Below are 14,227 nucleotides of genomic sequence, written 5' to 3' on the forward strand. Positions count from 1 at the left end.
CATTGTAATCTATATAATTAGAGATTTTCACCATTTGTCTCAATAACATCTTTGTACCAGTAATAACTTTTCTTTTTAATCCGGCGAAGGTCGTGGTCGCCCTCTTCGTGCTGGTTCACATAGACGAAGCCATAGCGTTTTTGGAAGCCATTCAGCCAGCTTAACAGATCAGTAAATGACCATGTGCAGTAGCCAAGCATTTCAACCCCATCAGTGATCGCAGCCTGAACCGTATTAAGATGGGAACGCAGGTAATCAATTCGATAATCATCGTTGACTACATCGCCTTCCTCCAATTTATCATACTCACCAAGACCATTTTCACTAATTAAAATTGGCAGCTGATAACGGTTGGTGATGCGGCGAAGACCGATGCGAAGTCCCGTCGGATCAATGTTCCAATCCCAGTTGGTTCTTTCCAGATTTTCGTTTTTAACGGTTTTAAAGATTCCAGGGATCCCCGTATCCTGTGATGTTCCTTTTTTTCCTGAAGTATTAAATACTCCTTCAGTAACTCCCCCGACAAGCGGATTCTGTTCATACGTAGTCGTTTGATAATAATTGACGCCCATAAAATCAGGGGTGCCCTCACGCAATAATTCAAAGTCCCCTTCTTCCACTTGAGGTGCTAAACCTTTACTTTCCAAGTAGTTCCAGGCCGCTTTCGGATATTTCCCCCATGCATAAACATCCATCCACCAATGATTGTTTAACTCTTCGGCATTCTCGGCTGCCAAGATATCTTCTGGTTTGGAGGAAGCAGGGTATGCCGGTCCATAGGCAAAGCTTGGACCGATTTTTCCATCTGGAACATATTTACGGAATTCTTTGATCGCACTGGCATTGGCAAGGTTAGCGTGATGGTTAACTTGATAGAATAGTTTTTCATCTTTTACACCTGGAGGATGTAGAGCCATTCTGTAGCCTAAACCAGTAAAAATATTTTGTTCATTTAAGCTGACCCAATATTTTACACGGTCACCAAAATGCTTATAAAGAGTAACCGCATAATTCGTAAAATCTTCGACAATTTGGCGTGATTCCCAGCCGCCGTATTCGTTTTGAAGTGCTTGTGGCAGATCCCAGTGATAAATGGTTAGAATTGGTTCAATTTTATATTTGATTAATTCGTTAATTAAATTGTTATAAAACTCAATTCCCTTTTGATTTACTTCCCCTTTACCTTGAGGAAAAATCCTTGTCCAGGCAACTGAAAAACGGTAAGCCTTCATCCCCATTTCAGCCATTAAACGGACATCTTCTTCATAACGGTGATAATGGTCAACCGCTACATCACCGTTTGTTCCTTTAAAGGTTTTCCCAGGAATTCGGACAAATAAGTCCCAGTTGGAAGGTCCTTTTCCATCTTCATTCCATGCCCCTTCTACTTGATAAGCAGCTGAAGCAGAACCCCATAAAAAGTTTTCTGGAAAAGCCTTTTGTTTTTCATGTATCATCAATGTCACTCCTTGAATAGATTTATGAAGCCCTTAAAACATAAGGAAGTTCCGGTAAAATCCATACCGGAACAGTAATTTATTACAGGAAGCAAGCGATGCTTTAAATGAAGCACATCTATCCAAACTTCTTGTTATTTATTAATAAGCGCCTGTGCTGTTTTTAATACTTCTGCACCATTACACATTCCGTAGTGAACAGGGTTAATGGCATCAACTGGAATTCCTTTTTCTTCACCTAATTTTTTCATTTGAGGTAATAGGTAACGAACTTGTGGTCCTAGTAATAATACATCTGCATTATCGATATGGCCTTTTACTGCATCAGCACTTTCTGCCCAGATTTTGCACTCTAAACCTTGATCAGCTGCTGCTTTTTCCATTTTAGTTACCAAAAGACTTGTAGACATTCCTGCTGCGCAACATAATAGTATATTCATTTTAAAATTCCTCCTAATATATAATCCATTTTTTAATCCAAGAGAAGGTTATCTCTTAAAATTTAAAATATAATTACATTCATTTTTATTAAACTCTTCATGTACTTTTTGTTTCCCTCTCTTGATGTCTTAATTATATTGTAAATGCACTCCTATGAAAACGCATTCTTTTTCCGTAACATAACGGAAATCGTTGTTCAGCTAAACGAAAATCAGTCAGCATAGTGCCCCTGCAAGAAGCGCACAAAAAAGTTCCGATAAAATCTTTACCGGAACTTACTTTTTTACGCTGACAATTTTAATCCCTTTTGTTATGCTTTCACGCCACCAGAAAGTTTAATAGTTTCATATAGATCAACAAATTCTGAAGCTAAATCTTTCATTGTGATGGCATTCATTAAGTGATCCTGTGCGTGTACCATAAGTAATGAAACCTCTGTTCTTTCGCCACGTACTTCATCTTGAATTAAAGAAGTTTGGATATGATGTGCTTCATTTAACGCATCGCTTGCTTCTTGTAATTTTGCACGAGCTTCAACAATATCTCCTTGCTTCGCTGCTGCAATGGCTTCCATTGAACAGCTTTTACCGTTTCCGCCGTGTAAAATAATTTGAAAAATAATGCCTTCTAAGTTTTCCATTTTGTATTCCTCCTGTTTTGGCATAATCCCCCACTAGATATAGCGGGGATTATGCGTTCTAAGATGGTTCGATCGATTAACTTGCTTTTTTAGTTGTTTCAAAACCCTTTTCTTGGTTATATAATCCCTTATCCCACATCTTATAGAATGGCAAGTAGATTAAGAAGTCGACAACGATATTGATTAGCTGCATGATTGAACCTGAAATATGTCCGCCAGTTGCCAAGTATCCACCGATGAGTGGAGGAGTTGTCCAAGGAATGGCGATACCAGCTGGCTTTACAACTAAACCTAAATCCATACCAACATATGTTAAGATAACGTTTGCAATTGGTGCTAAGAAGAATGGAATAATCATTAATGCGTTCATTACCACTGGCATACCGAAAATAATCGGTTCGTTAATCATAAACACGCCTGGAGGCATGGCAAGTCTTCCTAATTGTTTCATCTGTAAGCTCTTAGACCACATTACCATGATGATGACAAGACCAAATGTTGCTCCAGAACCACCAATGTTAACAAATACATCTAAGAATTGTTGAGTAATAATATGTGGAAGTGGATGTCCAGCTTTATACGCTTCCATGTTATCCCCAGTAGCGGCAAGCCAGATTGGGCTCATTACGCCCCCTACAATGTTGTTTCCATGTAAACCTGCTGACCAAAGAAGTTGAATTAAGAATACTGCGATTACCATACCCCATAAGCTTCCACCTAATAAACCAAGTGGCTTACCTAAAACTAATCCTACGATATCATGAATGCTTGAGATACCGAAATGTTCAACGATTAAACGAATAACCCAAATAATAAGAATAACTGCTAATCCAGGAATTAATGCAACAAATGATTTGCTGACTGCTGGTGGAACACCATCAGGCATTTTAATGACAATATTTTTCTTAACGATAAAACGATATACTTCAGTTGAAAATAAACCGATTAAGATGGCAACGAATAAACCTTTACTTCCCATATATGCGACTGGAATGGCTCCGCCGACTTCAACAGCTGTTTTTGCACCTTCTGGTGTAAATGGAACATTGAATGGTGTTGCAAGTAAGAATGCACAAAGGGAGATAACTCCTGATGTAATACCATCAAGACCATACTTTTCAGCTAAGCGGTACGCGATACCAAATGATGCGATCAGACCCATCATATTGAAGGTTGCATCTGTTGGGTAGGATAATTTGGTTAACCACTGATCACCAAATGTTTTGGCCATAAAATCAGCATAACCTGGAATCGGAAGGTAACCTAAGATTAGGAAGATGGATCCGATGATAATCATTGGCATCGCGAGGATAATACCATCACGAAGTGCCTGTAAATGTCTTTGCGCGGCTAACTTGCCGGCAACTGGCATGATTGTATTTTCTAAAATCGTCATAAATCTATTCATAGATGTTCACTCCTTATTTGTTTACAAGCCCGATAGCTGTTTTTAATACTTCTGCACCATTACACATTCCGTAGTGAACAGGGTTGATCGCATCAACTGGTATACCTTTTTCTTCGCCTAATTTTTTCATTTGAGGCAATAAGTAACGAACTTGAGGTCCTAATAATAGTACATCTGCATTATCAATATGACCCTTTACTGCATCAGCACTTTCTGCCCAGATTTTGCACTCTAAACCTTGATCCGCTGCTGCTTTTTCCATTTTAGTTACTAAAAGGCTTGTAGACATACCTGCAGCACAACATAATAAGATATTCATTTTAAAATTCCTCCTAATATATAATCATTTTTTAATCCAAGAGAAGTTATCTCTTAAACTTCGAAAATATAATTGTATTCATTTCAATTAAACTCTTCATTTACTTTTCTGTTTCCCTCTCTTGATGTCTTTATTGTATTTTAAAAACGTTTCCATGAAAACGCATTCTTTTTCCGTTACATAACGGAAATGGTTATTTAGACCTAAACGGAAAATAGAGTATTTTCCGTTTAAGATTTATCAAGCTATTACCCCCGCTAGGTGCAAAAAAAAGCTCCGGTAAAATCTTTACCGGAACTTACTTAATTAAGCTTCAACTTTTTTAAAGAATTGTGGTAAGTATTCTTTATGTGCTTCGAGCATTTCATCTAAGATTTCCTTAGCGACTTTATCAGATGGTACTAGTGGGTTAATCGTCATCGCTAATAGAGCTGTATTGTAATCACCTGTTACTGCTGCTTCTGCAGATACACGTTCGAACGATTTAATTTGTTGAACAAGTCCTCTAACTGCTACTGGTAGGTCGCCAACAGACACTGGTTTTGGCCCTTCTTTTGTGATAATACAGTTTACCTCAACGGCAGAATCATCTGGAATGCTCGCAATGGCACCATTGTTACGAGTATTAACCGGCTGAATATCACGTTTATCATTATAGATTGAGTTAATTAAGTTACATGCAGCATCACTATAGTAAGCTCCGCCACGTTTCTCAAGTTGTGGAGGCTTAATGGCCAACTCTGGATCCTTGTATAATTCAAATAATTCTTTTTCTACCTGTTTTACAACTTCTGCACGAGTCCCGTTTGTAGCGGCTGCTTCAAGTTCTTCCTCAAGCATTTCCTTCGTTTTGAAGTAGTAACGGTGATAACCGCATGGAATGGCATTTAAAGCGCGAAGAAATTCTGGCTCCCAACCAACAGCTGCAATATTTTTCATCGATAAGGCATTTTCAGGATCTGCCATTTTTTCAATGACTTCGTTAAGAACACTTACACCATCTAGATAAACATTTAAACCAAAGACCATATGATTAAGACCAGCAAAATCAACTTGAATTCTTTCTGGAGAGACATCAAACATTTTAGCAATACCCATGCGCATTCCTACTGGAACATTACATAGACCAACTACCTTTTTAATGTTGCTGTAGCGTAACACGGCTTCTGTCACCATGCCCGCTGGATTGGTAAAGTTAACGAGCCATGCGTTTGGACATAGTTCTTCCATGTCTTTACAGATATCTAAGATTACTGGAATGGTCCGTAAACCTTTAAATAAGCCGCCTGGTCCGTTTGTTTCTTGACCAATCACATTATATTTCAGTGGGATTCTTTCATCCTTAGCACGCGCATCTAATAGACCCACACGGAACTGAGTAGTTACGAAATCGGCATCCTTTAGTGCCGCACGGCGGTCTAATGTTAAATGAACCTCAATTGGAAGCCCTGCCTTTTCGACCATCCGTTTTGCTAATGAACCAACGATATTTAATTTTTCTTCTCCAGCTGGAATATCTACTAACCAAAGTTCACGAATTGGCAGTTCATCATATCTTTTAATAAATCCTTCTACAAGCTCGGGAGTGTAGCTGGATCCACCGCCGATGGTTACAATTTTAATCCCTTTTGTCATGCTTTAACGCCTCCAGAATGTTTAATAGTTTCATATAAATCAACAAATTCAGCCGCTAAATCTTTCATTGTGATGGCATTCATTAAATGATCTTGTGCATGTACCATTAATAGAGAAATTTCTGTTTTTTCGCCACGTACTTCTCCTTGAATTAAAGAAGTTTGGATATGATGTGCTTCATTTAAAGCATCGCTTGCTTCCTGTAATTTTTCACGCGCTCCAACAATATCACCTTGTTTGGCAGCCGCAATCGCTTCCATTGAACAGCTTTTACCATTTCCACCGTGTAAAATAATTTGAAAGATAATGCCTTCTAAGTTTTCCATTTTTTTGTCCCTCCTGTTTTCGCATACCCTCACTAGAAATAGTGGGGGTATGCGTTCTAAGAAAGTTGGATCAGATTAACCTGCTTGCTTAGATGTAATACCGTTTTCTTGGTTATACAATTGCTTATCCCACATTTTATAGAATGGCAAGTAGATTAAGAAGTCGGCAACCATGTTAATTAACTGCATAATGGAACCTGAAATGTGACCGCCAGTTGCTAAGTATCCACCGATAATAGGAGGAGTTGTCCAAGGAATGGCGATACCAGCTGGTTTTGCAACCAAACCTAAATCCATACCAACATAAGCTAAGATAGCGTTTACAATTGGTGCTAAAAAGAACGGAATAACCATGATTGCGTTCATTACAATCGGCATACCGAATGTAATCGGTTCGTTAATCATGAAGAAACCTGGAGGTAATGCAAGTTTTCCTAGCTGTTTCATCTGTAAACTCTTAGACCACATTAACATGATGACTACAAGTCCAAATGTTGCACCGGAACCACCGATATTAACAAACACGTCTACAAATTGCTGTGTAATAATGTGTGGAAGTTCATGTCCAGCTTTATATGCTGCCATATTATCACCAGTGGCCGCAAGCCAGATTGGGCCCATTACGCCTCCAACAATGTTTGCACCATGCAAACCTGCTGCCCATAGAATCTGCATTAATAATATCGAGATAATCATACCCCATAAACTTCCGCCTAATAATCCAAGCGGTTTACCTAGAACTAATGCTACGATATCGTGAATGCTTGAGATACCGAAATGTTCAACGATTAAACGAATAACCCAAATAATAAGAATAACTGCTAAACCAGGAATTAATGCAACAAATGATTTGCTGACTGCTGGTGGAACACCATCAGGCATTTTAATGACAATATTTTTCTTAACGATAAAACGATATACTTCAGTTGAAAATAAACCAATTAATATGGCAACGAATAAACCTTTACTTCCCATATAAGCGACAGGAATGGCTCCGCCGACTTCAACTACTGTTTTTGCACCTTCTGGTGTAAATGGAACATTAAATGGTGTTGCAAGTAAGAATGCACAAAGGGAGATTACCCCTGATGTAATACCATCCAGATTATACTTTTCAGCTAAGCGGTACGCGATACCGAATGCTGCAATCAGACCCATCATATTGAAGGTTGCATCTGTCGGATATGATAATTTTGCTAACCACTGATCACCAAATGTTCTAGCCATAAAATCAGCATAACCTGGGATTGGAAGATAACCTAAGATTAGAAATATGGAACCGATAATGATCATTGGCATTGCGAGAATAATACCGTCACGAAGTGCTTGTAAGTGCCGTTGCGCGGCTAGCTTGCCGGCAACAGGCATGATCGTATTTTCTAAAATCGACATAAATCTATTCATATAGGTTCACCCCCTTATTTGTTTACAAGCCCGATAGCTGTTTTTAATACTTCAGCTCCATTACACATTCCGTAGTGAACTGGGTTGATGGCATCAACTGGGATTCCTTTTTCTTCACCTAATTTTTTCATTTGAGGTAATAGATAACGAACTTGTGGTCCTAGTAATAATACATCTGCATTATCGATATGACTTTTTACCGCATCGGCACTTTCTGCCCAGATTTTGCACTCAAAACCTTGATCCGCTGCTGCTTTTTCCATTTTAGTTACTAAAAGACTAGTAGACATTCCTGCGGCACAACATAGTAAGATATTCATTTTAAAATTCCTCCTAGTGTATAGTCATTTTTTCAAGAGAAGTTTGATCCCTTAAAATTCGATAATATAATTTCAGTAATCCTATTAAGCTGTTAATCTAATTTTGGTCGCTCCTCTTGATGTCTTTATTCTATTATGAAAGCGTTATCATTTACACACAACGTTTTTCCTTTGCGCAACGGAAATGGTTGTGTGTAACATAAAAAAAAAGAAGTTCCGGTAAAATCATTACCGGAACTTCTGATTATTAAGCTTCTACAGTTTGAAAGAACTGTGGTAAGTATTCTTTATGAGCTTCAAGCATTTCATCTAAGATTTCCTTAGCCACTTTATCAGATGGTACAAGTGGGTTAATTGTCATCGCTAATAGAGCTGTATTGTAGTCACCTGTAACAGCTGCTTCTGCAGATACACGTTCGAACGATTTAATTTGTTGAACAAGGCCTCTAACTGCTACTGGAAGATCTCCAACAGATACTGGTTTTGGACCTTCTTTTGTGATAATACAGTTTACCTCAACAGCGGAATCGTCTGGAATGCTGGCAATTGCACCATTGTTACGAGTATTGACCGGTTGAATATCACGCTTATCGTTATAGATAGAGTTGATTAAGTTACATGCTGCGTCACTGTAATAAGCTCCACCGCGTTTTTCAAGTTGTGCCGGTTTAATAGCCAACTCAGGATCTTTATAAAGTTCAAACAATTCTTTTTCCACTTGTTTCACGACTTCAGCACGAGTACCTTTAGTAGCGGCTGCTTCAAGTTCTTCTTCAAGCATTTCCTTTGTTTTGAAGTAGTATCGGTGATATGGGCAAGGAACAGCATTTAGGGCTTTTAAGAACTCTGGCTCCCAGCCTAATGCAGCAATATTTTTCATAGATACGGAGTTATCAGGATTAGCCATTTTTTCAATGACTTCATCTAGAATACTAACGCCATCTAGGTAAACATTTAGTCCAAATACCATATGGTTTAGACCAGCAAAATCCACTTCGATTCTATCAGCTTCAACATTAAACATTTCAGCAATCTGCATTTTGATTCCAACAGGAACATTACATAATCCAACCACTTTTTTAATGTTGCTGTAGCGTAGTACTGCTTCTGTTACCATACCTGCAGGATTGGTGAAGTTAACGAGCCATGCGTTTGGACATAGCTCTTCCATGTCTTTACAGATATCTAAGATTACTGGAATGGTCCGTAAACCTTTGAATAATCCGCCTGGTCCATTTGTTTCTTGACCAATCACATTACATTTTAGTGGGATTCTTTCATCCTTAGCACGCGCATCTAATAGACCAACACGGAACTGAGTGGTTACGAAGTCAGCATCTTTTAGTGCTGCACGGCGATCTAATGTTAAATGAACCTCAATTGGAAGACCAGCTTTTTCGACCATCCGTTTTGCTAATGCACCAACAATATTCAGTTTCTCTTCCCCAGCAGGAATATCCACTAACCAAAGTTCACGAATTGGCAGTTCATTATATCTTTTAATAAATCCTTCTACAAGCTCAGGTGTATAACTAGATCCTCCACCAATAGTTACGATTTTAATCCCTTTTGTCATGCTCTAACGCCTCCAGAAAGTTTAATAGTTTCATATAAATCAACGAATTCAGACGCTAAATCTTTCATTGTGATCGCATTCATTAAATGATCTTGTGCATGTACCATAAGTAAGGAAACTTCTGTTCTTTCTCCGCGTACTTCTCCTTGGATTAAAGAAGTTTGGATATGATGTGCTTCATTTAAAGCATCACTTGCTTCTTGTAATTTTGCACGAGCTTCAGTAATATCTCCTTGTTTTGCAGCGGCAATAGCTTCCATTGAACAGCTTTTTCCGTTTCCACCGTGTAAAATAATTTGAAAAATGATTCCTTCTAAGTTTTCCATTTTTATGTTCCTCCTGTTTTAGGATAACCCCCACTAGATATGGTGGGGATTATGCGTTCTATGATAGTTCAATCGATTAACTAGCTTTTTTAGTTGTGTCAATACCATTTTCTTGGTTAAATAATTGCTTATCCCACATTTTGTAGAATGGCAGGTAGATAAAGAAGTCAGCAACGATACTAACTAGCTGCATAACTGCACCTGAAATATGTCCGCCAGTTGCCAAGTATCCACCGATTAGTGGAGGAGTTGTCCAAGGAATGGCGATACCAGCTGGTTTGGCAACCCAACCTAAATCCATACCAACATATGTTAAGATAACGTTTGCAATTGGTGCTAAGAAGAATGGAATAATCATTAATGCGTTCATTACAATTGGCATACCGAAAATAATCGGTTCATTAATCATAAATGCACCTGGAGGGAATGCAAGTTTCCCTAACTGTTTCATTTGCAAGCTCTTAGACCACATCATCATGATGACGACTAGACCAAATGTTGCACCTGAACCACCGATGTTAACAAACACTTCATAGAATTGCTGTGTAATAATATGTGGAAGTTCATGACCGGCTTTATATGCTTCCATATTTTCACCCGTTGCCGCAAGCCAGATTGGCTGCATAACACCACCAACAATATTGGAACCATGTAATCCAGCAGACCAAAGAAGTTGAACCAAAAATACAGCGATAATCATACCCCATAAGCTTCCACCTAATAAACCAAGCGGTTTACCTAAAACTAATGATACGATATCGTGAATGCTTGAGATACCAAAATGTTCAACGATTAAACGGAGAACCCAGACAATCAGAACAACAACAAGACCAGGAATTAAAGCAACAAATGATTTACTTACTGCTGGTGGAACACCATCAGGCATTTTAATGACAATATTTCTCTTAACGATAAAACGGTAAACTTCAGTTGAAAATAATCCGATTAAGATGGCAACGAATAATCCTTTACTTCCCATATAAGCGACTGGAATGGCTCCGCCAACTTCGACTGCTGTTTTTGCACCTTCTGGTGTAAAAGGAACATTGAATGGTGTTGCAAGTAAGAATGCACAAAGGGAGATAACCCCTGATGTAATTCCATCAAGTCCATACTTTTCAGCTAAACGGTAAGCAATACCGAATGCTGCGATCAGACCCATCATATTAAAGGTTGCATCAGTAGGATAGGTTAATTTTGCTAACCACTGATCACCAAATGTTTTGGCCATAAAATCAGCATAACCTGGGATCGGAAGATAACCTAAGATTAGGAATATAGAACCGATGATAATCATTGGCATCGCGAGGATGATACCATCACGAAGTGCCTGTAAATGCCTTTGTGCAGCAAGTTTGCCGGCAAATGGCATGAAATAATTCTCCAATAGAGACATAAATTTGTTCATATTTTTCACTTCCTATCTGATTATTTATTAATAAGTGCTTGAGCTGTTTTTAATACTTCTGCACCATTACACATACCGTAGTGAACTGGGTTGATGGCATCAACTGGGATTCCTTTTTCTTCACCTAATTTTTTCATTTGAGTCAATAAGTAACGAACTTGTGGTCCTAGTAATAATACATCTGCATTATCGATATGACCCTTCACTGCATCAGCACTTTCTGCCCAGATTTTGCACTCTAAACCTTGATCCGCTGCTGCTTTTTCCATTTTAGTTACTAAAAGGCTTGTAGACATTCCTGCTGCACAGCATAATAAGATATTCATTTTAAAATTCCTCCTAAAAGATGATTTTTTTCTGTTTCAAGATAAGGTTATCTCTTATTAATTTCGAAAATATTATTTCTTTCATTCTATTAAACTCTTTAATCCATTTTTGTTTCCCTCTCTTGATGTCTTTATTGTATAAAAAAAGCGTTTTCATTTACACTCATCCTTTTTCCGTTACACAACGGAAAACACTGTTCAGAAATAACAGAAAATAGAAAGCGTTTTCCGTTGACATAAAAAAGGATGAGAACTCATCTCATCCTTTAGTCTTTAAATTATACATTTGTTGGGCTAACCGAAGTACTTCTTTCGCATTAAATGTTCCGTAATGGACAGTGTCAATTACTTCAACGGGAATTCCTTTTTGCTCGCCTAATTTTTTAAATTCAGGAAACATAAACCTGACTTGGGGCCCAATCAGTAAGATGTCAGCCTGATCTATATGCTTAGAAACAATATCTACAGGAACAGCCCAAATTTTGCAATCCAGCCCCTGTTGTACAGCTGCTTTTTTCATTTTTGACACTAATAAACTAGTCGACATGCCCGCAGCGCAGCATAATAAAATATTCATCTTCTCTTCACCCAATCACTCTATTTTTAATTTTTCATGAAGATGGCTTGAAATTCTTTAAACGTTTTACATTTCAACAATTGCTGTACTACTTGGCTGCTATCAATAATTTCCATAAGAGAATCATACATACATTGTAAGTCATTCGTACTGTTTCTCTCTACATTTAATAGGCAAACAAATTGCACTCTCTTACCACCCCAATCAAGTGGCTTCTTTAAAGTACATATCGTCCAAAAGGTTGAATTGGTTTGCGGGGTAATGGGATGTGGTATGGCTACAAAATTCCCATAACTAGTTGGGGAAAGTGCCTCTCTTTCGTAAACCTTTTCGATATATTGATCCTTCACCAAGCCAAATGATTGCAGCTGCTTTCCTAAGAAATCTAGTACTTCCTCCCTTGTTTCAAATGACTTTTGGAGAAAGACAAGTTCTTCTCTAATATATTTTAACTTGTGTCCTGTTTCTTCTAATAAAACTTGTTCAATTTTTTCCAAATCACCAGCACCTAAGATGGTGTTCACATGAATAACAGGTATTGGCAGCTCCATTTGAACAGGAATCGTACTAATAAGGAAATCGACGGCATGCATGGTTATCTGATTCAGCTTATAAAATTCCGTTGTCCCGATAATTTCAAGCCTAGTTCCAAATTTAGATTGAAGTTTGGAAGCCAATAGCCGTGCACTTCCCACTCCAGAAGCACAAACAATGATACATTTCTTCGGGCGGAAACCAATTCGTTGATTTTCTATCGCTGCACCTAAGTGGAGGGCTAAATATCCAATTTCATTTTCATTTATATCAATTTCTAATTTTCGTTTAAGGACGATTCCCGCAATAATAGCTGCCTGAAAAGCAACTGGATAATTTGCTTTAATATCCTCTAGCAGCGGGTTTGATAGGTTTATATCGTAATGGAAACGATGAATCGCTGGCTTCAAATGAAGACACATGGCAACAATCAGTTCTTGATCATCTTTTATATTAAGGTTGAGCTCTTTATCAATGGTTTCTAAAATTTCCTGAACAAGGTCATAGATTTGATGATCAATCAGTTCATGAATATCCTTTTCATCAAAGTGCAAATCTGTGACCATTTTTGTTCCGAGTAAATGAATCGTTATATAGGCAATTTCCGTTTCAGGAAATTTCACCTCAAATTCCCGTTCTAGTTGTTTAACAATTTCCTCGGCAACTTTATACTGCTTTTGATTATGCAATTCCTCTAATTCTTGGTTGAAAAAGGTTATATACTTTTCATTCTTGATTCGATTATAAGCAATCGCAATATGAATCACTAAATTATTTAAACCAATATCAGAAAGCGCGATATGATTTACTTTGATTTCTTCTAATATGATTTTTCGAATAATCGTTAAATCATGTTTAGAAAAGTTGGGAATACTATGGCCTAACTCCAATTCATTTTCCATATCATTAAAGATGTGGTCAGCCATACAAAGACGAAGCATGAATTCAGTGCCTTCTAATTTAAGTCCGAAATTTGGACGTTTACTTATCGTAATTCGATAACGACATAAAATTTCTTTTACATCTTTTAGATCATTTTGTAAAGTTGATTTACTGATAAATAATTCATCTGCTAAATCATCGAGTTTTATATATCCATCCATCAATAAGAATCTTTTAAGAACATATTGGACTCGATCTTCCGGTAATGTAGGAAGATCACCATCTTGATGGTGTTGTTCTGTTACTTCCTGCAGTAATTGCCGAAATAAATGATCCTCTTGGACGTGAAGTTGATAGCCTGTACCGCGAATGGATTTAATACTGGCACCAAATTTAGAGACAATTTCTTCTAATTCCTTTATATCATTTCGTACCGTTCTTGAAGTTACATCTAACACTTTGGCTAAATACTCACTTGTTAATGGAGTATCCGCTTTCATTAACTCACGTATGATAACTGTCATTCGAGTATTTAACATAAGAATCCTCACTTCCCCGAAAATCATTAGCTCATAATTAATGTATTTTATCATACTATTTATCACTTTTAGTAATAAATTTGTTTTTTTAAATAAAAATTTGGTGAAA

Annotated in this window: 14 protein-coding genes and 1 pseudogene; all 15 read right to left on the reverse strand. The window is 37.6% G+C overall.

Annotation, left to right across the window (positions count from 1 at the left end; translation table 11 throughout):
* Positions 1–17 precede the first annotated feature (17 nt).
* The 15 genes and pseudogenes from JOC76_RS24770 to JOC76_RS24840 all read right to left on the reverse strand — a co-directional run bounded on the left by JOC76_RS24770 (position 18) and on the right by JOC76_RS24840 (position 14,103).
* On the reverse strand, positions 18–1,457 hold the full coding sequence (locus JOC76_RS24770) for a glycoside hydrolase family 1 protein (RefSeq protein ID WP_205181452.1): 1,440 nt from the start codon (positions 1,455–1,457) through the stop codon (positions 18–20).
* Positions 1,458–1,591: 134 nt separating this feature from the next.
* Positions 1,592–1,897 carry a PTS sugar transporter subunit IIB gene (locus tag JOC76_RS24775; RefSeq protein WP_205181454.1) on the reverse strand — a complete coding sequence of 102 codons (306 nt, stop codon included), beginning with the start codon at positions 1,895–1,897 and terminating at the stop codon, positions 1,592–1,594.
* 311 nt (positions 1,898–2,208) lie between these two features.
* Positions 2,209–2,538 (reverse strand): PTS lactose/cellobiose transporter subunit IIA, encoded by a 330-nt coding sequence (locus JOC76_RS24780; protein WP_205181456.1) that lies wholly within the window; start codon positions 2,536–2,538, stop codon positions 2,209–2,211.
* A 76-nt stretch (positions 2,539–2,614) separates the two neighbouring features.
* Positions 2,615–3,946: a PTS cellobiose transporter subunit IIC gene (gene celB, locus JOC76_RS24785; RefSeq protein WP_205181458.1), complete on the reverse strand. Its 1,332-nt coding sequence runs from the start codon at positions 3,944–3,946 to the stop codon at positions 2,615–2,617.
* A 13-nt stretch (positions 3,947–3,959) separates the two neighbouring features.
* Entirely contained in the window at positions 3,960–4,265 is a 306-nt protein-coding gene (locus JOC76_RS24790) for a PTS sugar transporter subunit IIB (protein ID WP_205181464.1), read from the reverse strand.
* 306 nt (positions 4,266–4,571) lie between these two features.
* Complete coding sequence (locus JOC76_RS24795) at positions 4,572–5,900, reverse strand: 6-phospho-beta-glucosidase (protein ID WP_205181466.1); 1,329 nt, start codon at positions 5,898–5,900, stop codon at positions 4,572–4,574.
* Positions 5,897–6,226 (reverse strand): PTS sugar transporter subunit IIA, encoded by a 330-nt coding sequence (locus tag JOC76_RS24800; RefSeq protein ID WP_205181468.1) that lies wholly within the window; start codon positions 6,224–6,226, stop codon positions 5,897–5,899. Before JOC76_RS24800 ends, JOC76_RS24795 begins: the two co-directional genes overlap by 4 nt.
* A gap of 75 nt (positions 6,227–6,301) precedes the next feature.
* Positions 6,302–7,630, reverse strand: a complete 1,329-nt coding sequence (celB, locus tag JOC76_RS24805) for a PTS cellobiose transporter subunit IIC (protein ID WP_205181470.1) — start codon at positions 7,628–7,630, stop codon at positions 6,302–6,304.
* A gap of 14 nt (positions 7,631–7,644) precedes the next feature.
* Positions 7,645–7,950 (reverse strand): PTS sugar transporter subunit IIB, encoded by a 306-nt coding sequence (locus JOC76_RS24810; RefSeq protein WP_205181471.1) that lies wholly within the window; start codon positions 7,948–7,950, stop codon positions 7,645–7,647.
* 247 nt (positions 7,951–8,197) lie between these two features.
* On the reverse strand, positions 8,198–9,526 hold the full coding sequence (locus tag JOC76_RS24815; RefSeq protein ID WP_205181473.1) for a 6-phospho-beta-glucosidase: 1,329 nt from the start codon (positions 9,524–9,526) through the stop codon (positions 8,198–8,200).
* Positions 9,523–9,852 carry a PTS sugar transporter subunit IIA gene (locus JOC76_RS24820; protein ID WP_205181475.1) on the reverse strand — a complete coding sequence of 110 codons (330 nt, stop codon included), beginning with the start codon at positions 9,850–9,852 and terminating at the stop codon, positions 9,523–9,525. The genes JOC76_RS24815 and JOC76_RS24820 overlap by 4 nt, the downstream gene beginning before the upstream one ends.
* 76 nt (positions 9,853–9,928) lie before the next feature.
* Positions 9,929–11,260, reverse strand: coding sequence for a PTS cellobiose transporter subunit IIC (gene celB / locus JOC76_RS24825; protein ID WP_205181477.1), 1,332 nt, complete (start codon positions 11,258–11,260; stop codon positions 9,929–9,931).
* A 20-nt stretch (positions 11,261–11,280) separates the two neighbouring features.
* Positions 11,281–11,598: pseudogene (locus JOC76_RS24830) on the reverse strand (PTS sugar transporter subunit IIB); the annotation flags it as partial.
* Between the two features lie 247 nt (positions 11,599–11,845).
* Positions 11,846–12,163 (reverse strand): PTS sugar transporter subunit IIB, encoded by a 318-nt coding sequence (locus tag JOC76_RS24835; protein ID WP_205181481.1) that lies wholly within the window; start codon positions 12,161–12,163, stop codon positions 11,846–11,848.
* A 26-nt stretch (positions 12,164–12,189) separates the two neighbouring features.
* The gene (locus tag JOC76_RS24840) at positions 12,190–14,103 is read right to left on the reverse strand and encodes a BglG family transcription antiterminator (RefSeq protein WP_307784769.1); all 1,914 of its coding nucleotides are present in this window, start codon (positions 14,101–14,103) and stop codon (positions 12,190–12,192) included.
* Between the last annotated feature and the right edge of the window lie 124 nt (positions 14,104–14,227).

Origin of the sequence: Neobacillus cucumis (assembly GCF_016908975.1) — a bacterium.
Classification (GTDB): Bacteria; Bacillota; Bacilli; order Bacillales; family Cytobacillaceae; genus Neobacillus; species Neobacillus cucumis.

Bases quoted from the DNA above. Each gene is read 5' to 3' on its own strand.
- JOC76_RS24800 (WP_205181468.1), bottom strand. From the start codon at position 6,226: ATGGAAAACTTAGAAGGCATTATCTTTCAAATTATTTTACACGGTGGA.
- JOC76_RS24775 (WP_205181454.1), bottom strand. From the start codon at position 1,897: ATGAATATACTATTATGTTGCGCAGCAGGAATGTCTACAAGTCTTTTG.
- JOC76_RS24815 (WP_205181473.1), bottom strand. From the start codon at position 9,526: ATGACAAAAGGGATTAAAATCGTAACTATTGGTGGAGGATCTAGTTAT.
- celB (WP_205181458.1), bottom strand. From the start codon at position 3,946: ATGAATAGATTTATGACGATTTTAGAAAATACAATCATGCCAGTTGCC.
- JOC76_RS24790 (WP_205181464.1), bottom strand. From the start codon at position 4,265: ATGAATATCTTATTATGTTGTGCTGCAGGTATGTCTACAAGCCTTTTA.
- JOC76_RS24770 (WP_205181452.1), bottom strand. From the start codon at position 1,457: ATGATACATGAAAAACAAAAGGCTTTTCCAGAAAACTTTTTATGGGGT.
- celB (WP_205181470.1), bottom strand. From the start codon at position 7,630: ATGAATAGATTTATGTCGATTTTAGAAAATACGATCATGCCTGTTGCC.
- JOC76_RS24810 (WP_205181471.1), bottom strand. From the start codon at position 7,950: ATGAATATCTTACTATGTTGTGCCGCAGGAATGTCTACTAGTCTTTTA.
- JOC76_RS24795 (WP_205181466.1), bottom strand. From the start codon at position 5,900: ATGACAAAAGGGATTAAAATTGTAACCATCGGCGGTGGATCCAGCTAC.
- JOC76_RS24840 (WP_307784769.1), bottom strand. From the start codon at position 14,103: ATGACAGTTATCATACGTGAGTTAATGAAAGCGGATACTCCATTAACA.
- JOC76_RS24780 (WP_205181456.1), bottom strand. From the start codon at position 2,538: ATGGAAAACTTAGAAGGCATTATTTTTCAAATTATTTTACACGGCGGA.
- JOC76_RS24820 (WP_205181475.1), bottom strand. From the start codon at position 9,852: ATGGAAAACTTAGAAGGAATCATTTTTCAAATTATTTTACACGGTGGA.
- celB (WP_205181477.1), bottom strand. From the start codon at position 11,260: ATGAACAAATTTATGTCTCTATTGGAGAATTATTTCATGCCATTTGCC.
- JOC76_RS24835 (WP_205181481.1), bottom strand. From the start codon at position 12,163: ATGAATATTTTATTATGCTGCGCTGCGGGCATGTCGACTAGTTTATTA.